General features: G+C 70.1%; 19 protein-coding genes and 1 pseudogene. 13 read left to right on the top strand and 7 right to left on the bottom strand.

Annotation, left to right across the window (positions count from 1 at the left end; genetic code table 11):
• Positions 1-15: 15 nt before the first annotated feature.
• From ACSHT8_RS06805 to ACSHT8_RS06775, 7 genes are read left to right on the top strand one after another with little or no spacing between them, the layout of a single operon-like run.
• A complete protein-coding gene (locus ACSHT8_RS06805; protein ID WP_436498777.1) occupies positions 16-1362 on the top strand; it encodes an ABC transporter substrate-binding protein in 1347 nt (448 codons plus the stop codon).
• Positions 1359-2318 (top strand): carbohydrate ABC transporter permease, encoded by a 960-nt coding sequence (locus tag ACSHT8_RS06800; RefSeq protein WP_436498775.1) that lies wholly within the window; start codon positions 1359-1361, stop codon positions 2316-2318. The genes ACSHT8_RS06805 and ACSHT8_RS06800 overlap by 4 nt, the downstream gene beginning before the upstream one ends.
• Entirely contained in the window at positions 2315-3178 is an 864-nt protein-coding gene (locus ACSHT8_RS06795; protein ID WP_436498773.1) for a carbohydrate ABC transporter permease, read from the top strand. Before ACSHT8_RS06800 ends, ACSHT8_RS06795 begins: the two co-directional genes overlap by 4 nt.
• Positions 3175-4188: a hydroxyacid dehydrogenase gene (locus tag ACSHT8_RS06790; protein ID WP_436498771.1), complete on the top strand. Its 1014-nt coding sequence runs from the start codon at positions 3175-3177 to the stop codon at positions 4186-4188. The genes ACSHT8_RS06795 and ACSHT8_RS06790 overlap by 4 nt, the downstream gene beginning before the upstream one ends.
• A 27-nt stretch (positions 4189-4215) precedes the next feature.
• Positions 4216-5364: a Gfo/Idh/MocA family protein gene (locus ACSHT8_RS06785; protein WP_436498769.1), complete on the top strand. Its 1149-nt coding sequence runs from the start codon at positions 4216-4218 to the stop codon at positions 5362-5364.
• Positions 5365-5367: 3 nt separating this feature from the next.
• Positions 5368-6438: a dihydrodipicolinate synthase family protein gene (locus tag ACSHT8_RS06780; protein WP_436498767.1), complete on the top strand. Its 1071-nt coding sequence runs from the start codon at positions 5368-5370 to the stop codon at positions 6436-6438.
• Positions 6439-6488: 50 nt separating this feature from the next.
• Positions 6489-9431 (top strand): polysaccharide lyase family 8 super-sandwich domain-containing protein, encoded by a 2943-nt coding sequence (locus ACSHT8_RS06775; protein ID WP_436498765.1) that lies wholly within the window; start codon positions 6489-6491, stop codon positions 9429-9431.
• A gap of 30 nt (positions 9432-9461) precedes the next feature.
• On the opposite strand, the gene ACSHT8_RS06770 is transcribed toward ACSHT8_RS06775, so the two are convergent.
• A complete protein-coding gene (locus ACSHT8_RS06770) occupies positions 9462-10496 on the bottom strand; it encodes a substrate-binding domain-containing protein (RefSeq protein ID WP_436498763.1) in 1035 nt (344 codons plus the stop codon).
• A 134-nt stretch (positions 10497-10630) separates the two neighbouring features.
• Between ACSHT8_RS06770 and ACSHT8_RS06765 the strand changes: the two genes are divergently transcribed.
• Complete coding sequence (locus ACSHT8_RS06765; protein WP_436498761.1) at positions 10631-12502, top strand: glycoside hydrolase family 5 protein; 1872 nt, start codon at positions 10631-10633, stop codon at positions 12500-12502.
• 366 nt (positions 12503-12868) lie between these two features.
• Here ACSHT8_RS06765 and ACSHT8_RS06760 read toward each other — a convergent pair whose 3' ends face one another.
• The 5 genes and pseudogenes from ACSHT8_RS06760 to ACSHT8_RS06740 form a co-directional block, all read right to left on the bottom strand.
• Positions 12869-14935: a S8 family serine peptidase gene (locus ACSHT8_RS06760; RefSeq protein WP_436498759.1), complete on the bottom strand. Its 2067-nt coding sequence runs from the start codon at positions 14933-14935 to the stop codon at positions 12869-12871.
• A gap of 110 nt (positions 14936-15045) precedes the next feature.
• Complete coding sequence (locus tag ACSHT8_RS06755) at positions 15046-15321, bottom strand: proprotein convertase P-domain-containing protein (protein WP_436502004.1); 276 nt, start codon at positions 15319-15321, stop codon at positions 15046-15048.
• Positions 15322-15417: 96 nt separating this feature from the next.
• A pseudogene (locus ACSHT8_RS06750) lies at positions 15418-16941 on the bottom strand (M14 family zinc carboxypeptidase); the annotation flags it as partial.
• A gap of 207 nt (positions 16942-17148) precedes the next feature.
• On the bottom strand, positions 17149-18108 hold the full coding sequence (locus ACSHT8_RS06745; protein WP_436498757.1) for a helix-turn-helix transcriptional regulator: 960 nt from the start codon (positions 18106-18108) through the stop codon (positions 17149-17151).
• Positions 18109-18303: 195 nt separating this feature from the next.
• On the bottom strand, positions 18304-19377 hold the full coding sequence (locus ACSHT8_RS06740; RefSeq protein WP_436498756.1) for an alkene reductase: 1074 nt from the start codon (positions 19375-19377) through the stop codon (positions 18304-18306).
• Between the two features lie 128 nt (positions 19378-19505).
• Here ACSHT8_RS06740 and ACSHT8_RS06735 point away from each other — a divergent pair, with 128 nt between their 5' ends.
• Genes ACSHT8_RS06735 through ACSHT8_RS06725 form a run of 3 tightly spaced genes read left to right on the top strand, consistent with a single transcriptional unit; the run spans position 19506 to position 22487 of the window.
• Positions 19506-19997, top strand: a complete 492-nt coding sequence (locus ACSHT8_RS06735) for a MarR family winged helix-turn-helix transcriptional regulator (RefSeq protein ID WP_436498754.1) — start codon at positions 19506-19508, stop codon at positions 19995-19997.
• A 55-nt stretch (positions 19998-20052) separates the two neighbouring features.
• Positions 20053-21405 (top strand): glutamine synthetase, encoded by a 1353-nt coding sequence (locus ACSHT8_RS06730; RefSeq protein ID WP_436498752.1) that lies wholly within the window; start codon positions 20053-20055, stop codon positions 21403-21405.
• Positions 21402-22487, top strand: a complete 1086-nt coding sequence (locus ACSHT8_RS06725; protein WP_436498750.1) for an amidohydrolase family protein — start codon at positions 21402-21404, stop codon at positions 22485-22487. Before ACSHT8_RS06730 ends, ACSHT8_RS06725 begins: the two co-directional genes overlap by 4 nt.
• Here the strand turns inward: ACSHT8_RS06725 and ACSHT8_RS06720 are convergent.
• Entirely contained in the window at positions 22480-23349 is an 870-nt protein-coding gene (locus ACSHT8_RS06720) for an NmrA family NAD(P)-binding protein (protein WP_436498748.1), read from the bottom strand. The two genes, ACSHT8_RS06725 and ACSHT8_RS06720, sit on opposite strands and share 8 nt — an antisense overlap.
• Before the next feature lie 100 nt (positions 23350-23449).
• On the opposite strand from ACSHT8_RS06720, the gene ACSHT8_RS06715 reads away from it, so the two are divergent.
• Both ACSHT8_RS06715 and ACSHT8_RS06710 read left to right on the top strand, forming a co-directional pair.
• Positions 23450-23815, top strand: a complete 366-nt coding sequence (locus ACSHT8_RS06715) for a winged helix-turn-helix transcriptional regulator (protein WP_436498746.1) — start codon at positions 23450-23452, stop codon at positions 23813-23815.
• Between the two features lie 113 nt (positions 23816-23928).
• The gene (locus ACSHT8_RS06710; RefSeq protein ID WP_436498744.1) at positions 23929-25032 is read left to right on the top strand and encodes a serine hydrolase domain-containing protein; all 1104 of its coding nucleotides are present in this window, start codon (positions 23929-23931) and stop codon (positions 25030-25032) included.
• The last annotated feature ends 51 nt before the right edge of the window (positions 25033-25083 follow it).

Genomic DNA, 25083 nt, shown 5'->3' with positions numbered 1-25083 from the left:
GATCTGGAGTCGCACATGTCCAATTCCCTCATCGGCAGAGGCCGCGCCCGGCTCGCCGCGGTCTTCGCGTCGTCGACCATCGCGCTGTCCATGCTCGCGGCTTGCGCGGGCGGCGGAAGCACCGGCGCGGGCCCGACCAGCGAAGCCGAGCCCACCAGCAGCGAGCCCGTCACGATCACCTTCTGGGGCTGGGCCAAGGGCACCGAGGACGTGGTCAAGGCCTACAACGCGACCCACAAGGACCAGGTCAAGTTCGAGCAGATCCCCGCGGGCCTCAAGGGCGGCTACACCAAGATCGCCAACGCCGCCAAGGCGGGCAACGCCCCCGACCTGTTCAACGTCGAGTACGGCGCGCTTCCCGACTTCGTCACCCAGGGCCACGTCGCCGACATCAGCTCCGCGGTGAACGACGACCTGAAGAAGAAGTACCTGCCGCAGGCCAACGAACTGACCACCCTCGGCGGCAAGACCTGGGCACTGCCCCTCGACGTCGCCCCGCAGGCGCTGTTCTACCGCAAGGACATCTTCGAGAAGGCGGGCATCGCCCCGCCGAAGACCTGGGACGAGTACAAGGCCGCGGGCCAGAAGCTCAAGCAGGCCGACCCGAACACCCGCATCGGCACCTTCTTTCCTGACGACGCGGGACCGCTGCAGGCCAACGTGTGGCAGGCGGGCAACCGCTGGTTCGGCACCGAGGGCGACGCGTGGAAGGTCGACCTCAACGGCTCCGGCAGCAAGAAGGTCGTCGACTACTGGCAGAGCCTGATCTCCGAGGACCTGGTCCGCGTGCAGCCCTCGTTCAGCCAGCAGTGGACCGCTTCGCTGCAGAAGGGCGAGACCGCGGCCTACGTCGGCGCGGCGTGGGGCGGCGGCGTCCTGAAGGGACTCGTGCCCGACCAGGTCGGCAAGTGGGCCGTCGCGCCGGTGCCGACGTGGGACGGCAAGCCCGCCAGCGGCATGCTGGGCGGCAGCACGTTCGCCGTGTCGAAGAACAGCAAGAACGTCCGCGCCGCGGTGAAGTTCGCCGAGTGGGCGACCACCACCCCCGAGGGCATCCAGGCCCGCATCGCCTCGGGCACCTCGTCGATGTTCCCCGCGTCCCCGGACCTGGTGTCGACGGCGAAGAGCGCGTTCAAGGTCGACTTCTACGGCGGCCAGGACATCTACTCGGTGTTCGTCGACGCGGCCAAGTCGATCCAGTCCAACTGGACCTGGGGCCCGGCGATGGGCACCACCAACACCTCGCTCGCCGACGGGTTCGGCAAGCTCGCCGAGGGCGGCACGCTGGGTGCCGCCGTCGAGTCCGCCCAGAAGGCCACCACGGCCGAACTGGAGAACCGCGGGATCAAGGTCGCGAAGTGACGACCCTGGTCACCCGCCCGGAAACCGCCCGCGCCGCTGCCTCCCCCCGGCGGCGCGGGCGGTCCCCCGGCCGATCCGGAGCCGCGGGCCTGTTCCTGTTGCCGTTCATGGCACTGTTCACGGCCTGCACGCTGATCCCCATCGGGTACGCGGTGTACCTCAGCCTCTTCTCGGAGCGCAGCTCCGGCTTGGGCTTCGGTGCCGCGGAGACGGTGTTCACCGGGTTCGGCAACTACGCCAGGGCGCTGGCGGACCCGGCGTTCACGTCCGGATTCGCCAACGTCGCCCTGTACTGCGCGCTCTACATCCCGGTGATGATCGGCTCGTCGCTGCTGCTGGCGCTGCTGCTGGACTCGGCGCTGGCCAGGGCCCGCCGGTTCTTCCAGCTCGCGCTGTTCCTGCCGCACGCGGTGCCCGGCATCATCGCGGCCCTGATCTGGGTCTACATGTACGCCCCCGGGATCAGCCCGGTGCTCGACGCGCTGGACACCGTCGGCCTGCAGGTCGACATCCTCGGCCATCCGCTGCCCGCCGTGGTGAACATGGCCGCGTGGCAGTGGATCGGCTACAACGTCGTCATCTTCTACGCCGCGCTGCAGGCCATCCCGCGTGAGGTGCTCGAGGCGGCGGCGGTCGACGGCGCGAGCCCGCTGCGCACCGCGCTGAACATCAAGGTGCCGCTGATCCGCGGCTCGGTGATGACGGTGGTCATGTTCACCGTGATCGGCGGGCTGCAGCTGTTCACCGAGCCGATGATCCTGCAGGGCAACGCGCCGAGCGTCGACAGCTCGTGGACACCGAACATGTACGTCTACGCCGCCGCCTTCGAGCGCAACGACAACGGCCTCGCCGCGGCCGCTTCGGTGCTGCTGGCCGTCGTCGCGGCCGGACTGTCCTTTTTGATCACCCGGATCGCGCGCAGGCGCGAGGCCCGTGCGGAGGGAGGACTCGGATGAGCACGCTGGCAGTCGCACGGCGCAAGCCGTGGACGATGTCGAAGGTGGCGGTCAACGGCGTCCTTGCCGTGGCCACCGTCTACATGCTGATGCCGCTGGGCTGGCTGGTGACCGCGTCGACCAAGAACGCGGGCGAGCTGCTGTCCGGCAGGCCCGTGTCGCTGGAGAACATGCGTCTCGGGGAGAACCTGGGGAACGTGTTCTCCGCCGAGGGCGGCGTCTACGCGCGCTGGTACCTCAACTCGCTGCTCTACGCGGGCGTGGGCGCCACCATTTGCGCGTTCATCTGCATCGCGGCCGGATACTCCTTCCACGTCTATCGGTTCCGGGGCAAGGAAAAGGTGTTCGGGCTGGTCCTGGCGGGCGTGATGGTGCCGACGACGGCGCTGGCCCTGCCGATGTACCTGCTCGCGTCGAAGGTCGGCGTGGTCAACACCTATTGGGCGGTGCTGCTGCCCTGTGTGGTCAGCCCGTTCGGCGTGTACCTGGCTCGGGTGTTCTGCGCGGGCTACATCCCCACCGAGGTGCTGGAAGCCGCCCGCATCGACGGGGCGACGGAGTTCCGGACGTTCTGGTCGGTCGGCCTGAAGATGGTGACCCCCGGATTCTTCACCATCTTCCTGTTCCAGTTCACCGCGATCTGGAACAACTTCTTCCTGCCGCTGGTGATGCTGTCGGACAACAAGCTGTTCCCGCTCAGCCTCGGCCTGTTCGCCTGGGACACCCAGACCGCCGCGTTCCCCGAGTACTACCCGCTGGTGGTCACCGGGTCGCTGCTCGCGGTGATCCCGCTGATCGCGGCGTTCATCATCCTGCAGCGGCACTGGAAGGCAGGCCTGACGGCGGGTGCGGTGAAATGACGACACACCCCAGGCCCCGCGCGCTGTTCGCGATGCAGCCAGACCTGGTCGGGCGGCTGGTCCCGGCGGCCACCATGGCAAGGTTCACCCAACTCGCCGACATCGACCCCACGCTCATCGCCACCGACTTCGCCACGCCCGCGGTCGCCGCGGTGCTCGGCGAGGTCGAGGTGATCGTCAGCAGCTGGGGCAGCCCGAAGATCGACGCCGCGGTGCTCGACGCCGCGCCCCGGCTGCGCGCGGTCATCCACGCGGCGGGCTCAGTGCGCTACCACCTCACCGAGGACTGCTGGGACCGCGACATCCAGGTCACCTCCGCGGCCTGGGTCAACGCGATCCCGGTCGCCGAGTACACCCTCGCCGCGATCCTGTTCGCCAACAAGCAGGTGCTGCGGCTGAGCGCGGAGTACAAGCAGCGGCAGCGGGCCGCGGACTGGCTCGAGATGGACGGGGTCGGCAACTACCGCCGCACCGTCGGCGTCGTCGGCGCCTCCCGCATCGGCAGGCGCGTGCTCGCCCTGCTGGCGGGCCACGACTTCGACGTCCTGCTGTACGACCCGTACGTCACCGAGTCCGAGGCCGCGGCGCTCGGCGCGCGGGCTGTCCCGCTGGCCGAGCTGTGCGCGGGCAGCGACGTCGTCACCGTGCACGCGCCAGAACTGCCCGAGACCCGGCACCTGGTCAACCGGGACCTGCTCGGCCTGATGCGGGACGGCGCGACGCTCATCAACACCGCCCGCGGGTCGCTGATCGACCAGGACGCGCTGATCGACGAACTGGAGGCGGGCAGGCTGCACGCGGTGCTCGACGTGACCACCCCGGACGTGCTCCCCGCCGACTCGCCGCTGTACCAGCTGCCGAACGTGCTGCTCACCCCGCACATCGCGGGTTCGCTGGGCGGCGAGATGCACCGCATGGCCGACGCGGCAGCCGACGAACTCGCGCGCTACGTGGCGGGGGAGCCCTTCGCGCACCCCGTGGTCCGCGCCGAGTTCCACCGCACCGCCTGACCCGACGTTCCAGAGGAGTCCACCGCTATGCGACGCAAGGTGATCGGCATCGTGATGAACGGTGTCACCGGCCGGATGGGCTACCGCCAGCACCTGGTCCGGTCGATCCTGGCCATCCGCGAGCAGGGCGGCCTGTCCCTCGGGGACGGCGAGGTGCTGTGGCCGGAGCCGATCCTGGTCGGCCGGTCCGAGCACAAGCTGCGCGAACTCGCCGCCAAGCACGGGCTGGAGCACTGGACGACCTCGCTGGAGGAAGCCCTCGCGCACCCGCTCACCGAGATCTACTTCGACGCCCAGGTCACCCCGATGCGGGAGAAGTCGCTGCGCGCGGCCATCGCCGCGGGCAAGCACATCTACACCGAGAAGCCGACCGCGGAGTCGTTCGACGGCGCATTGGAGCTTGCCAAGCTCGCAGCTGACGCGGGCGTGCGCAGCGGCGCGGTGCAGGACAAGCTGTTCCTCCCGGGCCTGCGCAAGCTCAAGCGGCTGGTGGACGGCGGCTTCTTCGGCCGGATCCTGTCGGTGCGCGGCGAGTTCGGGTACTGGGTGTTCGAGGGTGACTGGCAGAGCGCGCAGCGGCCGTCGTGGAACTACCGCGCCGAGGACGGCGGCGGCATGGTGCTGGACATGTTCCCGCACTGGCAGTACGTGCTGGAGGGGATCATCGCGCCGATCCGCTCGGTGTACGCGCAGACGGTGACTCACATCGAGACCCGGGTCGACGAGCAGGGCAACGAGTACAAGGCCACCGCCGACGACGCGGCCTACGGCGTGTTCGAGCTCGAAGGCGGGATCATCGCGCAGATCAACTCGTCATGGGCGGTCCGGGTGGACCGCGACGAGCTTGTCGAGTTCCAAGTGGACGGTACGGACGGCAGCGCGGTCGCGGGCCTGCGAAACTGCCGCGTCCAGCACCGCGCCACCACCCCGAAACCGGTGTGGAACCCCGACCTGCCAGCCACCGAGGACTTCCGCGGCCAGTGGCGGCAGGTGCCCGACAACGAGGAGTTCGACAACGGGTTCAAGGCGCAGTGGGAGCTGTTCCTGCGCCACGTCGTCACCGGATCGCCCTACCAATGGGACCTGCTGGAAGGCGCCAAGGGCGTGCAGTTGGCCGAACTAGCGCTGCGGTCGGCTCGTGAGGGCCGCCGCGTCGCCGTCCCGGAACTGGGCTGAGCGATGACCACGAGCCGGGTTGTCTACGCCGCCGCCCACGTGGTCGCCGACCCCCTGGGGGAGAACGCGCCGGGTGCCCCGGCGGTGGTCGACTGGGACGCCACGCTGGCGTTCCGGCACCACCTGTGGTCGCTCGGCCTGGGCGTGGCCGACGCGATGGACACCGCGCAGCGCGGGACGGGCCTGGACTGGGCGGCCACCCGGGAGCTGATCACCCGGTCTGGCGCCGCGGCCGAGGCGTGCGGCGGCAGGCTGGCCTGCGGCGTCGGCACCGACCAGCTCACCGGGGTGGCGGGTCTAGGCACGGTCCGCGCCGCCTACCTGGAGCAGCTCGAGGTCGTCGAGGCCGCGGGTGCCCGCCCGATCCTGATGGCCAGCCGCGCGCTCGCGGTCGCGGCCCTTGGCGCGGACGACTACCTGCGCGTGTACGGCGACCTGATCCGACAGTCCACCCAGCCGGTGATCCTGCACTGGCTGGGCGACATGTTCGACCCGGCGCTGACCGGGTACTGGGGCTCGGCCGACCTCGACAAGGCCACCGAGACCGTGCTGGCGCTGATCCGTGAACACGCGCACAAGGTCGACGGCATCAAGGTGTCGCTGCTCGACGCCGACCGCGAGATCGCGCTGCGCCGCGCGCTGCCCAAGGGCGTCCGGCTCTACACCGGGGACGACTTCCACTACCCGGAGCTGATCCTCGGCGACGAGCACGGGCACAGCGACGCGCTGCTGGGGATCTTCGACCCGATCGCGGCGGTCGCAGCGCAGGCGCTGCACGCGCTCGACGCGGGCGACCTCGGCCGGTACCGGCAGTTGTTCGCCCCCACGGTCCCGTTGGCCCGGCACCTGTTCGCCGCGCCGACCTGCCACTACAAGACCGGCATCGTGTTCCTCGCCTGGCTCGCGGGCCACCAGGACCACTTCACGATGCTGGCGGGCGCGCAGAGCGCGCGGTCCGTGCCGCACCTGGTGCGCGCGTACCACCTGGCCGACGCCGCGGACGTGCTGCCCGACCCGGACCTGGCCGTGAGCCGCATGCGCCAGTTCCTCGCGGTGGCGGGGGCGGCGGCGTGAGTCAGTTGTAACCCGATCAGCCATCCCCGGCCGTCAAGGAGGACGCCACGATGGAACTCGCATTCCCGCACGACGGCACCCCGCCGAACCGCTTGACCCGGCGCGAGCTGCTGGGGCTGACCGGGAAGGCGGCCCTGCTGGCCGTGGTGGCCCCTTCGGTCCTGCCCGCGAGCGCGTGGGCCGCCGACAGCTATGACGCGATGCGCGCCACGTGGGTCGACATCCAGCTCGGCACCGGGTTCAACCCGGCCGCGGCCCCCTTCGCCGCGGCCCTGACCAAGCTCGGCACCCAGGCGGCGGGCTACCGCGACACGATGACGTCCTCGGGGGCGGCGCTGTGGACTGAGCTGCCGGTGGGGACCGTCTCGGCGCACGTGACCAGCGCTTTCCGGCGCCTGCGCGTCATGGCGATGGCCTACCGGCAGCCGGGCACCGGCCTGACCGGTGACGCGGCGCTGGCCGCGAAGATCACCACCGGCCTGGATCGGATGCACACCAACGTCTACACGCCCACCACCACGACGTACAACAACTGGTGGGACTGGCAGATCGGCGCGCCGCAGGGCCTGCTCGACACCGCGCTGTTGATGTACGACCAGCTGTCCTCCACCCAGTTGGCCAACTACGCCGCGGCGATCGACCACTTCGTCCCGACCTCGGTGGTTTCGGCGTACACCGGCAACAGCACCGGGGCCAATCGGGCGGACCTGTGCCGGGTGTTGGGGTTGCGCGGTGTGATGACCAAGAACGCGACGCTGACCGCCCTCGGGGCGAGTTCGATGGTGCCGATCTTCCCCTACGTCCGCAACGGCGACGGCCTCTACGCCGACGGAAGTTTCGTCCAGCACACCTGGATCCCCTACGCGGGCTCCTACGGCCAAGTGCTGCTGGGCAACATCGCCAAGATCCTTTCGCTGTACGCGGGAAGCCCATGGGCCATCACCGATCCACTGGTGCAGAACGCGTACGCGGCGGTGGACAACGCCTTCGCCCCGTTCATCTACAACGGACTTGTCATGGACGGGGTGTCCGGCCGCGGCATCAGCCGGGGCACGTTCGCCGACCCGAACCAGAACCGGCAGAGCGACCACGTGCGCGGGCACAGCATCTCCATGCACATCCTGCGGCTGGCCAACTCGGGCGCGGCCCCGGCGGCGCAGGCCGCGGCCTGGCGGTCCATGGTCAAGGGCTGGATGCAGCGTGAGTACTACGAGCCGCTGCTCAGCAACCCTGGGCTGGAGGTGACGGACATGGCGCAGGCCACGGCGCTGCTGAACGACTCTGGTGTCTCCGCCACCGCCGAGCCGGTCAACCACCGGCTCTTCGGGATGGACCGCTCGGTGCACCGCAGGCCGACGTGGGCGGCGCAGATCAGCATGTGCTCGTCGCGCACCGGCTTCTACGAGTACGGCAACGGCGAGAACGTGCGCGGTTACCACACCAACAGCGGCATGTTGTCGTGGTGGGGAAGCAACTACAGCAATGGGCAGTACTCCGACGAGTTCTGGCCGACCGTCGACCCGTACTCGCTGCCAGGCACCACGGTGTCGCTGAAGGCACTGCCCGACAGCGCGGGCCAGGCGTGGGGCAAGGACCGTCCGAACGCCGCGTGGGCGGGCGGTGCCACCGACGGCACGTTCGCCGCGGTGGGCCAGGACGTGCGCGGCCTGCAGTCGACCCTGGTGGGCAAGAAGTCCTGGTTCTGCCTGGACGACTCGATCTTCTGCCTCGGTGCCGGGATCACCAGCACTGACGGCACGGGCGTGCGCAGCACGGTCGACAACCGCAACATGGGACCGAACAACACGTTCGTGTTCTCTGTGGACGGTGTCACACAGCCGAGCACCCTGGGCTGGAACCAGACGTTCACCGACCCCGAGTACATGACCGTCAACGGCATGGGGTCATGGGTGTTCCCGCAGGGTGGGACCGTCAAGGCTCAGCGCGTGGCCCGGACCGGAAGCTGGCGTGACATCAACGTGGGCGGCTCGACGGCGGCCATCTCGCGCAACTATGTGACGATGACGGTCGAGCACGGCACGGACCCGACCGGCGCGAGCTACTGCTACCAGGTCATGCCCGGAGCGACCTCGGGGCAGGCCGCCGCCCGCGCCGCCGCGCCGAACGTGACCGTGCTGGCCAACACCGCGACCGTGCAGGCGATCAGCGTGCCCGGCCTGGGGTTGACCATGGCGAACTTCTTCGCCGCGGGTACCGCGGGCCCGCTCACGGTCGACAAGCCGTGCTCGGTGCTGGTCCGGGAGCAGGGCGGCACGATGACCGTCGTGGTGTCGGACCCGACGCGGGCGGCGACCACCGTGCGGGTGACCATCGCCAAGACCGGCTACCCCAAGGTCGGCGCCGCCGCCGGGATCACGGCGCTGTCGACGGCGAGCCAGATCGTGCTGCTGGCCGAGGTCGGCGGAACCCTGGGCGTCAGCCGGACGATCACGCTGTCGGGCACCGGGACGACCGTCGTTCCGGGCACCGCGTCCCACCTGCCCGCGTCGGCCACCACGTATGTCCGTGACGGCTCGTACGCTGACACTAACTACGGCAACCAGACCACGATGACGGTGAAGAACACCAACACCACCGGCAGCGGCTACACCCGCCGGGCGCTGACGAAGTTCGACCTGACCGGGTTGAGCGGCACCGTCCAGCGCGCGGTCCTCTGGGTGAACGGCGTCGTGTCGGACTCGGCGGGCACGGTGACCACGCTGCGGGCGTTCGCCATGGGCTCGTCCTGGTCGGAGTCGACGGTCACCTGGAACACCGCACCGGCCCTGGGCGGCGCGCTCGGCACCGGGCAGCTCGGCGGCACCGCGGACTGGGTCGGGCTCGACGTGACCAGCGCGGTGGCCGCCGCGCAGGCATCCGGCACGGTGTCGCTGGCGGTATACGAGCCGCTCGGCGCGGTCGGTCTCGCGGCGGTGCTCTACACCCGGCTCAACGGCACGAACCCGCCGCAGTTGGAAGTGGTCACGGGGTGAGAGCTCGCGCCTGAGCGGTCCACAGCCCGCTCAGGCGCGTCCCCCGCACGACGTGCGCACCTTCAACTCCGGAAGCAGGGCGATGTGGTGCACCGGCAGCTCCGGCCCGCCGTCGAGGCGGCGCAGCATCAGCTCCATGGCGACCTGTCCCACGGCGCGCTTGGGCGGTGCCACGGCGGTCAGCGGCGGGGCGGACAGCGCGGCGAACACGTCGTCGTAGGAGACCACGGCGAGGTCCTCGGGAATCCGCACGCCTCGGGTGCGCAGCAGTGCCGTCAGCTGGATCGCGGCGCGGTCGTTGTGGATGAGGGCGGCGTGGACGCCGTCCGCCACCGCGGCGGCGATCTCGTCGGCCACCCGGTCCATTTCGGACTCGTCGACGCCGATGACCGGGTGCGCGGGCAATCCCAGCGCCTCGACGGCTCCGGCGTACCCGACGCGGATGTCCCGCGCGGTCCACGTGTCGCTCCGCGCGGCCAGGATCACCGAGTCGTGGCCCAACCCGACCAGGTGGCGCAGTGCGACCAGCACCCCGTGGGCGTGGTGGGAGCTGACCGAGTCGAGGTCGGCCGCCGCGCTGGCCGGCGTCGGCCGCCGCTCCACCAGCACCGCGGGCACTGGCAGCTGGTCGAGCCACGGCGCGACGGTCGGGCCGTCCGCGGGCCAATTGGGCGAGAGCAGCAGGCCCTCGACGTCGGACTCCAGCAGCTGCTTGACCTGGTTCTCGTCGTCGGCGGACTCGTAGGAGGCGATGCCGAGCACGATGCGCGCCCCCACGGCGTCGGCCGCGGCCCGGGCACCGGCGATGATCTCGTCGAAGTACGACGACGCGGTCGGCACCAGCATCCCCACGACCCGGTCATGCAGCGCCCGCGGCGCCGACAGCGTCGACACCGACCCGTGGGAGCGGTGCAGCCGCCCTTCCTCGGCCAGCTGCGCCACGTCGCGCCGCACCGTCACCGCGGGCAGGCCGAGGCGCTCGGCGAGGTCGGCGACCCGCACGGTGCCGAGTTCGCCGACCAGTTCGAGGATGCGGGCCCGCCGCTCGTCCGCTGTCACCACCATCGGGCGAGGGTAGCGCGCCCGGAACGCGCCGCCGCGCACCAACGCGGATGCCGCAATTGGGGGTGGCATCGAGTTCGCGAAGATGATTCACTTTTCTGTCACCACTGTGCTCCCTCCCCCTGCAAGGAGCAGAAATGCCACGCCCCTTACGGTCGGCCGCCGCAGTCGCGATCCTCGTGGCAGCGGTAGTCGTGCCTCCCGCCACCGCCACCGAGACCGGCCCCACCCTCGCCGAGTCCTGGACCGCCCCGCTGAGCACCCGCGGCCGCTACGTCGTCGACGCCGACGGTGATCGGTTCAAGCTCAAGTCCGGGAACTGGGAAGGTGCCCAGGGCACCTGGACCGGAAGCGGGGACATCAGCGACCCCGCGAACCACCACGCGCGCCACAACGCGCACAACATCCCGAAGGGGCTCGACCGCGTGTCGATCACCCGTATCCTGGCCGACTTCCACGGCCTGGGCATCAACAGTGTCCGGCTGCCGTTCTCCAACGCGATGATCCACATGACGGCCCCGGTGCCGGACTCGGCGGTCGCGGCCAACCCGCAGCTGCGCGGGAAGACCCCGCTGCAGGTGTTCGACGCGGTCGTCGCGGCGCTGACCGCTGATGGCTTCGCGGTCATCCTCAACAACCACACGACCACCTCGCGGTTCTGCTGCGCGCTCGACGGCAACGAGCGCTGGAACAGTGGCCAGAGCACCGAGCAGTGGATCGCCGACTGGGTGTTCCTCGCCCAGCGGTACAAGGCGAACAAGCGTGTTGTGGGCGCCGATCTGCGCAACGAGGTGCGCCGCGACACCTGGGACGACCCGAACTGGGGCTGGGGCAACCAACACGACTTGAACCTCGCCCACCAGCGCGCGGGCATCGAGATCCAGAAGGCGGTGCCCGACCAGCTGATCATCATGGAGGGCATCAACTGGTACGGCATCCCCACCGACTTGACCCCGCATGGGCGGCCGCAGTTGAAGCCGGTGGCCACGCTGTCGAACACGCTGCTCCGCACGGACAAGCTGGTGTACTCCGCCCACTTCTACGGTTTCACCGGCTCGGAGCACAGCGGCGCGACAGGGTGGGGCGAGACCACCGACCCGCGGTACCGCGATCTGAGCCCGGCCGACCTGGCCGCGGCTGTCGCCAGCGAGGCGCTGTACGTCAACACGGACAACCAGCACTACACAGCGCCGGTGTGGATCAGCGAGTTCGGCACCGGCGGCGTCGGGAACACCGACACCAAAGAGAAGGCCTGGTGGCAGAACTTCATCAACCTCATGATCAGCAATGACACCGACTTCGCGGTGTGGCCGTTGGTCGGATGGGCGAACAACGGTGTGCCGCTGGACAGTTGGGCGCTGCTTTCCTACAACGCCGACGGCTCGGTGGTCAGCGTCAACGACTCCCGGGACTGGCGGTCCACCGCGTGGCAGAAGCTGATCGCGGCAACCGGCAAGACCGGGCAGGTGGCCAAACCCGCTCGGTGGAACATGCTCAACCTCGACTACGCCGACTACAACGCCTCGTCACGCACCGCCGACTGGGAAGTGGGCGCGCGCAAGGGGACCTGTCCCGACAGTCAGCGCCTGATGGGCTTGGGTCGCGGCAACAGCCGCGGGTTGTGCACCGACTACCGCCAGCCGGGGTTGACCGGCGCCACGACCGTCGTCACCGACGAGCGGTATGTGACCTCGGACTGGGCGTCCGGCTACACCAAGCGCCAGTGCCCGAACAACCAGATCGCGGTCGGCTACAGCGTGCGCGGCAGTTCCATGTCGGGCTTGCTGTGCGCCCAGACTCAGACCGCCCAGCCGGTGACCGGTCGCAACGTCTGGTTCGACCACGGCGACAACCGCCCGGCGGGTGGTGGGTCCACCGCCAGTGACTGGGCTCCTGGCCACTACAAGGGCCAGTGCGCGGACAACGAGTACGTGGCGGGTGTCGCCTTCACCTGGCGCTGGAACCACGGCGGTGTCCCCGACGCGCTGCTCTGCAGGCCGTTGGCCTAGCCGGGAAAGACGAGATCGGGGGGCCTGAGGGCTTGCGGTGGCCCCCCGATCTCTGCGGAGACGCCGATCCCCGGGTGTCCGAAGTGGATACCGCGGCCGCTGCTGGTCGACCGCGCACTCGGATCGGTTCGGGCACTTCCAAAGGCGCGCCCCTGAGCCACGCCTGTCGAAGGACTCGAAGGCAACACCCGGTTGGTCCCTCGTTGTCACCGTAGGACTGACGATAGCCCGGCCCTCAGGTGCGCGAAATTGGCGAAACCGCCATTGGCGGGAACACGTCAGCCTTACCACGTAACAGAAAACACCGAGGGCCACTCCCGCTGGGGGAGTGGCCCTCGGCCGGACTTTGCAGGTGTCAGCTGGTACTTAGACCGTCAGAGTCCAGGTGTCGATGAAGCCGGAGTCACCGTAGAACGTGTCGCGGACCCGGAGCTTCCAGACGCCGTTGCGGACCTCGGTGGACAGGTTGGCGGTGTAGGTGGCGTCGATGTTGTCGGCGCTGTCGAAGAACGAGGTGTTCTTCAGCCGGTAGGCGGTGCCGTCGGGCGCGATGAGGTCGATCTCGACGTCGCCGCGGTAGGTGTGCTTGATGTGGACCTCGACCTTGCTGGTCGCCGAGGCGTTGCCCGTGCAGCCCGACACCGTGATCGAGCTGGTCACCGCGGCCCCACCGTCCGGGATGGCGACGTCAGTGCCGTTGGTCTGCGCCGTGCAGCCGCCCGCACCGCTGATCGTCCAGGTGAACGAGGTCGAGCCGGTCTTCGCCGGGGACGAGCTGTCGGACGCGGTCACGGTCACGTTGTAGGTCGCGGCCGTGGTCGGGGTACCGGTGATCGAGCCCGAGGTCGAGATCGACAGGCCGGCCGGGAGGCCGGTGGCGGTCCAGGTGTACGGCGCGGTGCCGCCGGAGGCGGACAGCTGGAGTGCCGGGACGGCGGTGCCGACCGTGCCGGACTTGTTGCCCGGGTTGGTCACCGAGACGGGCGAGCCCGCGCCCGCGATCGTCCAGGTGAACGACGTTGAGCCGGACTTCGCCGGGGACGAGCTGTCGGTCGCCGTGGCGGTCACGTTGTAGGTGCCCGCGGTGGTCGGGGTACCGGTGATCGAGCCCGAGGTCGAGATCGACAAGCCTGCGGGGAGGCCGGTGGCCGACCAGGTGTACGGCGCGGTGCCGCCCGAGGCAGACAGCTGGAGCGCCGGGACAGCGGTGCCGACGGTGCCGGACTTGTTGCCCGGGTTGGTCACCGTGACGCCGCCCGGCGTGCCGCCGCCGATGAAGCCGACGTAGAGCAGGTTGTTCGGCGAGCCGGTGCCCGGGTTGGTCACCTTGCCCTTGGTGGCGTTGTCCTTCAGCGCGGTCGCCACCTGAGGCGGGGTGTGCGACGGGTTCGCCGACAGGTACAGCGCGACCGCGCCCGCGACGTGCGGGGTGGCCATCGACGTGCCGCTGATGGTGTTCGTCGAGGTGTCGCTGTCCTTCCAGGCCGAGGTGATGCTCGAACCCGGGGCGAAGATGTCGACGCACGGGCCGATGTTGGAGAAGCTGGACCGGGCGTCGGTGTTGGTGGTCGACCCCACGGTGATGGCGTCGGCGGCCCCGGCCGGGGTGCTGTTGCACGCGTTCTGGCCGGAGTCGTTGCCCGCCGCGGCGGCGAGCACGACACCCGAGGCGACGAGGCTGTTGGCCGCGTCGTTCACCGACGAGCCGCTCGCGCCGAGGCTCATGTTGGCGACGGCGGGCTTGACCGCGTTCGCCTTGACCCAGTCGATCGCGGCGATGACGGCCTCGATCGAGCCGCTGCCGTTACAGTCGAGCGTCTTGACCGCGTGCAGGCGGACGCCCTTCGCCACGCCGTAGGCGGTGCCGCCGACCGTGCCCGCCACGTGGGTGCCGTGGCCGTGGCAGTCGGTGTTGTTGCTGTCGATGGAGTTGTGGTCCCACGTCGCCCGGCCGCCGAAGTCGCTGTGCGAGACGCGGATGCCGGTGTCGAGGATGTAGGCGTGCACACCGGAGCCGGTGTTCGGCGCGGTGTAGGTGTCGTTCAGGGGCAGGTCACGCTGGTCGACCCGGTCGAGGCCCCACGAGGCGACCGCGTTGGTGTGGACCGTCTGATCCTGTTCCACATAGGACACGGCGGGGTCGGCGGCGAGCTTGCGCGCCTGCGCCGCCGAGATGGACGCGGCGTAGCCCTTCAGCGCGTGCTGGTAGGTCCGCTTGACCGTGCCGCCGTAGCGGCTGACCAGGTCGGACCGGGCGGCGACCGACTCGCCGTCCTTCAGGACGACGATGTAGCTGTCCTTGATCGCCTTCGGCGAGTCCGCACCGCGGACGGCGCCCTCGGCCGCCTGCGCTGGGCTCGCGACGCCGACGAGGACCGCGGCGATCGCGGCCCCCACTCCGGCGATCGCGACGGATCGGACTGGGATTCGCATCATGTGCTCCACTATTTGATCGCAGGATCCACCCGCGGCACCATTTGTGGTGGTGCCGCGGGCGGATAATCAAATGGAATTCAACTCAACTGCAACTGACTCGCCGAATATCAGAGAGTCAGGGTCCAGGTGTCGATGAAGCCGGAATCACCGGTGAAAGTGTCGCGGACCCGGAGTTTCCAATCGCCGTCGCGGGCCTCGGTGGAGAGGTTCGCGGTGTAGGTGGCGTCGATGTTGTCGGCGCTGTCGAAGAACGAGGTGTTCTTCAGCCGGTAGGCGGTGCCGTCGGGCGCGATGAGGTCGATCTCGACGTCGCCGCGGTAGGTGTGCTTGATGTGGACCTCGACCTTGCTGGTCGCCGAGGCGTTGCCCGTGCAGCCCGACACCGTGATCGAGCTGGTCACCGCGGCCCCACCGTCCGGGATGGCGACGTCAGTGCCGTTGGTCTGCGCCGTGCAGCCGCCCGCACCGCTGATCGTCCAGGTGAACGAGGTCGAGCCGGTCTTCGCCGGGGATGAGCTGTCGGTCGCCGTGGCGGTCACGTTGTAGGTGCCCGCGGTGGTGGGGGTGCCGGTGATCGAGCCGGATGGGCTGATCGACAGGCCCGCGGGCAGGCCGTTGGCCGACCAGGTGTACGGCGAAGTGCCGCCCGAAGCCGACAGCTGGAGCGCCGGGACAGCGGTGCCGACCGTGCCGGACTTGTTGCCCGGGTTGGTCACCGAGACAGCGCCCGTGCCCGAGCAGGTCTGGTTGATGACGCGCCTCGGGCAGTCCGCGTAGTCCAGGAAGTGCAGCACGGCGGCCTTGTTGCGCGAGGTCTCGCGGTCGATGACCTCGTCACCGGGGTAGAAGCCGCCGTTGCCGCTCGCCGGGAACATCTCGAAGGTGTAGCTGTAGATGCGGTGGGCGCCCCACAGCCAGTCGGTGATCGTGCCGTCGGTGATGTAGAGGTCCGAAGACTGCTCTGGCGTGTAGCCGTTGGTCTGCGCCATCTGCTGGCCGAGCGTGGCGAACACGCGCTGGTCGTCGGCGCTGAGGCCGGGTGCGGTGTTGTCGTAGGTCCAGCCGAAGGGCCACAGGATGAGCTCGGAGTAGGTGTGGAAGTCGATGCTCGCGGTGATCTGCTGCACCCCGCCGACGACGCGGCCGCGCACGAAGTCCGCCACGGCCTTGACCTCGGGCGCCGACTCGGCCGACGGGCCGTGGTAGGTCTCCGAGCCGGGGGTGCCGGACGAACCGCCGCAGCAGGCCCACTTGTAGTTCCAGTTGCGATTCATGTCGGTGCCGATGTTCGACGAGCCCGCGTTCGGCTGCCGGTTCAGCCGCCAGCTCTGGTACGAGCCGGTGCTGATGTCGAACTCGCCGCCGTCCGGGTTGAGGTCCGGCATGATCCAGATTTCCCGCGAGTCGACCAGGCCCTTGATCCGCGCGTCGGAGGCGTAGCCCTGGGTGAAGGTCTTGACCAGGTACAGCGCCATCTCGACGGTCAGGTGCTCACGCGCGTGCTGGTGGTGGGTGAACAGGACCTCGGGCTCGGCTTCGTCGGTCGCCACGTTGTCCGAGATCTTGAACGCGTACAGGTCCCGGTTCTGGTACGACTTCCCGTAGACGTGCTTGGAGATGATGCTCGGATAGTTCGCCACCGCGGTGTTCAGCTCGGCGACCATCTCCGCGTAGTTGTGGTAGCCGGCGTCCGACGACGGGAAGTCCGCGGGCCCGTTGACACCCTGGGCGGCGACGGGTGCGGCCTCGGCCACCACCGTGTAGCCCTGTGCCCGGATCCTCGCGACCTCCGACGGCGTCGCGGTGATCCGCAGGCGGCTGTCCTCGCTGCCGTTGATCGCCGCGCCGGTGGCGGCGATGGCGCTGCGCTGCTCGGCGGTGCGGACGCCGCCGACGGCGTACTCGGCGCTCGCCCGGCCTTCGGTCCGCGCGCCGAGCGCCGGATTCCCGTTCATCGACATGATCACGGCCAAGGCCGCGACCGCCCCGGCTAAAATGGGCATGCGTTTAATGCTCACTAATTGCCTCCCGCAGGGGTGCCGGTTCGACGGCACGGAGGTGTGTCGAATAGCGGGAGTCACACCGGTAACGGTGCCCTCGCGACTCATCGCCATTCGACTACGGCCACTGAATGGTGGACCGCGGACACTCCGGACCACAAGGCTCGGGAACCAAAGTGAATGGCCGATTGCCGACAATGGCGAAAACCGTCACAGCCACCCGCGCCGAGTGGCGAGGACACCCGCCTGGAACCGGGTCTCGGCGCCCAGTACGCGCATCAGTTCGGTCACCCGGCGCCCCACCGTGCGCTCGCCGATGCCCATGGTCCTGGCGATGGTGGCGTCCTTCATCCCGGCGGTGAGCAGGGCCAGCAGTTCCCGGTCGCGGGCGGCGATCTCGGCTTCCTCGGCGATGTCGACCTCGACGGGCGATGCCCGCTCCCACAGCGCCTCGAAGTACCCGACCACCAGCTGCACGAGCGCGGGGGAGCTGATGACCAGCCGCTTCGATGGGTCGATCGGGTCGTAGCTGACCGGGAGAACCGCGACACGGCCGTCCATGACGAGCAGTTTCGTCCGGATGTCGGGCAGGATCCGGGCCTGCTCCCCGGCACTGACCCACTGGCGCATGGCCTGGACCTTGGCGGGCGTCGACAGTGCCGCCGACGAGTAGATCACCCGGTAGGTGACACCTTCTGCCATGCGTTCGAACTGGACGTCGTTCGAGGCCGGGGTACCGCCCGTGTACGGCGGGGTCTCGATGACGAGCAACTCGGTCCGCGCCTCCAGCTGCAGCTTGGTCGCGGTGGCGATCACCGCGTCGTCGCCGACGACCAGCTCCACCAGCGCGTCGCCGCCCAGCCGGTCCGGGCGCTGCCGCGCGGCCAGTTCCTCGAGTTCGACTTGGAGCCGCGCGAGTTCGCCGCGGCGGCGGTCGACCAGCGCGCTCACTCCCACCTCCGGCGGCACCACCAGATACGTCGGCGGGGTGCCGCCGAAGCAGAACGCCAGCCCGGCGGTGACGAGCCGGGCCAGCGCGGTGCGCACGGCACGGCCGGACATCCGCACGTGGTCGGCGATCGCGTCGGCGTCCGCACGGCGGAGTTCGACCAGCGCGACGTAGACGTCGTTCTCGACCTGGCTGAGACCTACTGGTTCGAGCAGGAACACGGCCCACCTCGCGTGATCGGCCGACAGGGTCCGATCACTATAGGACCACCGCATTGCCTTGTGCCCGCACGGTTTCCGCGCGCCCCGCGCGTGATCGGTTGTGATCGTTTTGCGCCGATCTCACATGGGACGGTGTAACGGCTGGCAGCGGCGAAGGGCCACCGAACCCAGGGCGGTGTTCGGTGGCCCTTCGGATCAGTTCAGGGTCGGGTAGTCGGTGTAGCCGCGCTCGTCGCCGCCGTAGAAGGTGGTCACGTCCGGGGTGTTGAACGGGCCGCCCGCGGCGAGCCGCTCGGGGAGGTCCGGGTTGGCCAGGTACAGCGAGCCGAAGGTGATGACGTCGGCGGTGCCGTCCTCGATGAGCGCGAGCTCCTCCGGCCCGGTCGGGCGACCGGCGGTGAACGGGTTGAGCAGGAACGCCCCGCCCCACTCCTTGCGCAGGCGGACAGTCAGATCGCGGACCGGCGGCAGCGCCTCAACGATGTGCAGGTAGGCCAGGCCCAGCGGGTTCAGTGCGTCGACCAGTGCCGGGTAGGTCTCGGTGTAGTCGTCGTCCACGATGTCGTTGTACGGGTTGCCGGGGGAGATCCGCAGCGCGGTCCGCTCCGGGCCGATGGCGTCGGCGACGGCGCGGGTGACCTCGACGGCGAAGCGGATGCGGCCCTCGACCGAGCCGCCCCACGCGTCGGTGCGCTGGTTGGTGTTGTTGGCCAGGAACTGGTGGATCAGGTAGCCGTTGGCCCCGTGCAGCTCGACGCCGTCGAAGCCCGCCTCGATCGCGTTGCGGGCCGCGGTGGCGAAGTCGGCGATGGTCTCGGCGATCTCGGCGTCGGTCAGCTCGACCGGGGTCACGAAGTCGTCCATGCCCGCGCCGGTGAAGACCTGCCCGCTGGCGGTCACCGGGGACACACCGACCGGGGTCAGGTCGTCGGGCAGCAGGGACGGGTGGCCGATCCGGCCGGTGTGCATGATCTGGGCGAAGATCACCCCGCCCTTGGCGTGGACCGCGTCGGTCACCGCGCGCCACGCGGCGACCTGCTCGTCGGAGTGCAGACCGGGGGTGTTCGGGTAGCCCTGGCCGATCACCGACGGCTGCGTGCCCTCGGTGATGATCAGCCCGGCGCCCGCGCGCTGCGCGTAGTACTCGGCGACCTGCTCGGTGGGGCTTCCGCCTGGGCCGTACGCGCGGTTGCGGGTCATCGGCGCCATGCCGATGCGGTTGCGCAGCGTCGTGCCGCCGAGAGTGATCGGGTCGAATGCGGTGGTCATCGGAAGCCTCCGAGTAGTCCGAGCGATTACTTGCTCGAACAGGTAATCCTCCGGAGGTATTTCGTCGCCGTGTGTGACCCAGGCCACGGCACTGCGGGGAATATAGGCTGCCGGTGAAGGAGGCGGAGATGGCGACCAAGCAGTGGGAACCGTGCGACCTGCCGCCGGGCGGGCTGCGCATGGTCCAGGAGTGTGGGCCGGTCAGCCATGCCGTGTTCCGCCTCAGCAGGCTGCACAACCTGGTCGCGGGTCAGATCCTGCGGGAGACCGGCCTCTATCGCGGCCAAGAGGTGCTGATGATGCACCTGTGGGAGACCGGGCCGCAGCGTCAAGTCGACCTGATGAAGGCGCTCGACACCGACGCGGCCACCATGACCAGGTCGATCCGCAGGCTGGAGCAGGCGGGGTTCGTCACCACCTCACGGTCCACAGAGGACCGGCGTGCGGTCATCGTCGCGGCGACCGAGGGGAGTTGCGCCCTGCGCGACCGGGTCACCCAGGTCTGGCGCGACCTCGAGGCGGCCACCGTCGCCGACTTGGACGACGCGCAGGTCGCCGCGGTACTGCGGGGGCTGTGGGCGCTGGAGCGCAACCTGCTCCATCGGGCGGGACTCGACTGACTTTGTCTACTGTGGACCGTCTGCCTGGCTGTCGATACCGTGGTAGAACGGACAGGTGACCGATCGCATCCCCGCTGATCCGGGTCCGGCCGAACGCGCGGTCCACCGGCTGCGCGACGCCGGGGTCGACATGGTCGAGGTGTCGTTCGTCGACAACGCGGGCGTGGTCCGGGTGAAGGCGGTGCCGCTCGACCGGCTGGCCGCGATCGCCGCGACCGGGGTCGGCGCGTCACCGTGCTTCGAGACCTTCGGCGCCGACGACATCGGCGACGTCGGCCGGTACCTGGGTGGGCCGGACGGCGACCTGCGGCTGGTCCCGGACGTGCGCAGGCTGGTCCCGCTCGCCGCGATGCCGGGGTGGGCGTGGGCGCCCGCCGACAAGTTCACCCAGGACGGCGCCCGGTTCGTCGCGTGTCAGCGGGCGTTCGCGGGCAGGCAGGCCGACGCCGCCCAGCGTGTCGGGCTGCGGCTGGTGATGGCGGTCGAGCACGAGTGGGTTCTTGGTGCGGACGACTTCGTCCCCGCGATGCACGGTCCGGCCTACGGGCAGGCCCGGCTGGAACAGGTCGCGGAGTACGCCCGCGACGTCGTCTCGGCGCTGGGCGCGCAAGGGCTGACCGTGGAGCAGTTCCATCCGGAGTACGCCACGGCCCAACTCGAACTGTCCGTGTCGCCCAACGATCCGGTCGGCGCGGCCGACGACGCGCTGCTGGTGCGGCACACGATCCGCTCCGTCAGTCACAACCATGGCAAACGGGCCAGCTTCGCGCCGTCGGTCGACGGTGCGGGCGTCGGCTCGGGCGCCCACCTGCACTTCTCGGTGCACGACGCCGATGGCTCGGCCTTCCACGGCGGCGGCGGACCGCTGGGGCTGCGCCCGTCCGGCGAGGCGTTCGTCGCGGGCGTGCTGCGCGAGCTGCCCGCCTTGGTGGCGATCGGCGCGGGCAACCCGGCGAGCTTCCTGCGACTGCGTCCGTCGCGCTGGGCGGGTGCGTGGCAGTGCTGGGGCCACGAGACCCGGGAAGCGGCGCTGCGGCTCATCACCGGGGTGGTCGGGACCGAACGGCAGTCGGCCAACGCCGAGCTGAAGTGCGTCGACGCCAGCGCCAACCCGTATCTGCTCGTCGGCGCGGTCATCGCGGCCGGGCTCGCGGGGGTCGACGCCGACCTGCGGCTGCCCGACCCGATCACCGGTGACCCAGCCGCGCTCCCCGAGTCGGAGCGCGTGCCCGCGTTGCCCGCCACCGCGGCCGAGGCGGCTGACGCGCTGGAATCGTCGACCGTGCTGGCCGCGGCGCTGGGCCCGGAACTGCACGACGCGATCCTCACGGTCCGGCGCGGGGAACACCGCCGCCGCGCGGACCTCAGCGATGCCGACTTGGCCGCCGCCACCCGGTGGGTCTGGTGATCACCGACGGGTTGCCGCTGGTCGACCACCACTGCCACGGCATCACCCTCCAGGACGTCGACAACGACGACTTCACCGCGCTGCTGGGCGAGGGCCGCGGGCGGGGCGGCGACCCGCTCGACTCGCTGCTGGGCCTGGCGATCCGCAAGTGGTGCGCTCCCGTGCTGGATCTCGCGCCACACAGCACCGAGTACACCGCGCGGCGGCTCGCGCTCGGCGCCGAGGAAGTCGCGACCCGGCTGCTGAGGGCCGCCGGGGTGACTGAGTGGCTGGTCGACACCGGCTATCCGCCCGACGCCGTCTCACCTGGGCGGCTGGGCGGCGGTGTCGACCACGAGGTGGTGCGGGTCGAACAGATCGCGGAAATCCTGGCAGGGCAAGGAGAACTCACCCTCGACGCCCTTCGCGTCCGGTTGGCCGAACGCGGGGAGAGTGCGGTCGCGTTCAAATCGGTGATCGCCTACCGCGGCGGTCTCGCCGTGCCCGCCGAGCGACCCGACGACGCCGACGCGCGGAGGGCGGCCGACCGCTGGCAGCGGTCCGGCGAGGACCGGCTCACCGACCCGGTCCTGTTGGCGTGGCTGCTGCACGAGACCGTCGCGGTCGGCGCCGAACTCGGCCTGCCGGTGCAACTCCACACCGGGTTCGGCGACGACGACCTGCGGCTCGACCAGGCGAACCCGGTGCTGCTGAGCGACTTCCTCAGGTCCACTAAGGACAGCGGCGCGACGGTGGTGCTGCTGCACTGCTGGCCGTTCCACCGCGACGCGGGCTACCTCGCCCACGTGTTCGGCCACGTCCGTGTCGATGTGGGGCTCGCCGTGCCACTGATCGGAGCGCGGGCAGGCGCGGTGTATGCCGAACTGCTCGAACTCGCGCCTTTCCCGTCGGTCCTCTACTCGTCCGACGGCTGCGCCGTCCCGGAGACCCACCACCTCGGCGCGACACTGTTCCGCCACCACGTCGGCCGCCTCATCGACTCCTGGATCGCCGACGACGTGATCACCACGGCCGACGCCGAACGGCTGGTCCGGGCGTTGGCGGGGGACAACGCCCGGAGCACGTATCCGCGCCTCAGCTGACGGGCAGGCTGTCCGCGGCCTTGGCCACCGCCTCGGCGAGTGAGGTCGTCGGCCTGCCGAGCAGGTCGCTGAGCGCGGTGCCCGAGACCAGGAGGTCGCCCCGTGCGATGCCGCGATCGGAGTCGGCCAGCGCGGCGGCGTAGGGCGCGGGCAGGCCGGCGGCCACCAGCAGATCGGTGTACTCCGCCTCGGGCAGGTCGACGTAGGTGACGGCCGTGCCGGTCGCGGCGGTGACCGCGGCGGCGAGGTCGGTGAGGGTGAAGGCGTCGCCGCCGAGTTCGTAGGTCTTGCCCTCGTGGCCGTCGGTCGTGAGCACGGCCGCGGCCGCCGCCGCGTAGTCCGCCCGGGTCGCGGCGCTCACCCGGCCGTCGCCCGCGCTGCCCGACACGGCGCCGTGCCGCACGTAGACGGGGAGCTGGCCGGTGTAGTTCTCCAGGTACCAGCTGTTGCGCAGCACCACGAACGGCACGCCGCTGTCGCGCAGGGCGGTTTCGGTGGCCTGGTGGTCGGCGGCGAGGACGATGGTGCTCGTGTCGGCGTTGGCGATGCTGGTGTAGGCGAGCAGCCCGACTCCCGCCTCGGCGGCGGCCGCGATCGCGGTGCGGTGCCCGTCGACCCGGTTGCCGACCTCGCTGCCCGACACCAGCAGCACCCGCTCGGCTCCGGCGAATGCCCGCCGCAGTGACGCCGCGTCGGTGTAGTCGACCGCCTCAGTTCGCACGCCGAGCGCGCGGAGGTCGCCGAGCTTGTCGGTGTTCCGGCCGGTGGCCACGATCCGGTCGGCGGGGACGCCGCGGGCGAGCAGGTCCTCGACGACGAGTCGGCCAAGGTGTCCGGTGGCGCCGGTGACGACGATCGACATGGTGGTTCCCTTCGCTGTGCCATTCGGTCACCGGCACCAACGGACTCCACCGCCGAAACAATCCCAATCGTCCGTACCCACTTTGAGGTAATGTACTGGCATGGAGGTAAGTAACCAGGTCACACGCCTGCCGGACGGTGTGTTCCCCGCGGGCTGCCCCAGCCGGGTCGTGCTGGACCACGTCACCAGCAAGTGGGGCGTGCTCGTGCTCGTCGCCCTGTCCGAGGGCACCCACCGCTGGGGGGAGCTGCGCAGGCGCGCCGAGGGCGTCAGCGAGAAGATGCTCGCCCAGACCCTCAAGACCCTCGAACGCGACGGCCTCGTCCACCGCGAGGCGCACCCGGTCATCCCGCCGCACGTCGACTACCGGCTGACCGAGATGGGTCAGGGTCTCGCCGCACTGCTCGTGCCCTTGGTGGCCTGGGTGTTCGACCACGCCGACGCCATCGTCGGCGAGAACACCTAGGGGACGATCTACACCCTGAGGATGATCCAGACCGCTACCTGAGGATGTCGCGCGCCCGCGCCCATGTGGAAAGACTCGAAGCTGTCACAACGACGGTTTCGGGGAGGAAACACATGAGAGCCAGGGGAACGCGGCTCGTCGGGGTACTGACGGCCGTCGCGGCGCTCGCCGTCACGGGCGCGGCCACCGCGCAGGCCGCGCCGCCGCGGGTCGACCGGGGTGTCGTGCAGGCCGGGCTGGACAAGATGGCGGGCGACGGCGCCGCCGGGGTCCAGGTCCGCGTCACCGACGGCCGGGAGTCGTTCACCGCGCGCAGCGGTGTCGCCGAGGTGGGCTGGAACCGGCCGGTGCCGACCAACGGGCACTTCCGGATCGGCAGCATCACCAAGACCTTCGTCTCCACCGTCACCCTGCAACTGGTCGGCGAAGGCAGGATCGGCCTCGACACGCCGGTCGAGACCTACCTGCCCGGCCTGCTGCCGGACGGCGGCACCATCACGGTCCGGAATCTGTTGCAGCACACCAGCGGTCTCTACAACTACACCGACACGCTGCCGCTGGACCCGGCCGGGTTCGAGACCATCCGGTTCAAGCACTACGAGCCCGGCGAGCTGGTCGCACTGTCCACTTCGCACCCGCTGAACTTCGCGCCGGGCACGGACTTCCGCTACTCCAACACCAACTACATCGTGATCGGCCTGCTGATCGAGAAGGTGACCGGCGCGCCGTACGAGCGGGCGGTCCAGGACCGGATCCTGCGGCCACTGCACCTGCGGCACACCAGCGTGCCCGGCGACCGGGTCACGGTGCCCGAACCGCACGCCCACGGTTACACCCAGCCGACCGACCCGCCGCGCGACGTCACCCGGCTCAACCCGTCGTGGGGCTGGGCGGCCGGGGAGATGATCTCGACGACCGCCGACCTCGACCGGTTCATGGCCGCCCTGCTGCGCGGTGAACTGCTCGCGCCTGCACAGCTCGCCGAGCTGACGAAGAGCCTGCCGTTCACCAACGGGTACGGGCTCGGCATCACGACGATCCCACTGCCGTGCGGGGCGACCGTCGTCGGCCATGACGGCGGCATCCCGGGCTACACCAGCGTCGCGGTGACTTCCCCGGACACCAAGACCCGGCTCGAACTCTCGGTCACCAACGGACCGGTCGCGGGCGACCTCGACGGGGTCGAGCAGGTGATCACCGAGGTGTTCTGCCCGTAGGCGAAGCGTCGCCCCTGCCGACTGGTTCGTCGGCAGGGGCGACTTCGGTGG

The organism is Actinokineospora sp. HUAS TT18 (assembly GCF_051364635.1).
Taxonomy (GTDB): domain Bacteria; phylum Actinomycetota; class Actinomycetes; order Mycobacteriales; family Pseudonocardiaceae; genus Actinokineospora.
This window is presented reverse-complemented; position numbering and strand designations above follow the sequence as displayed.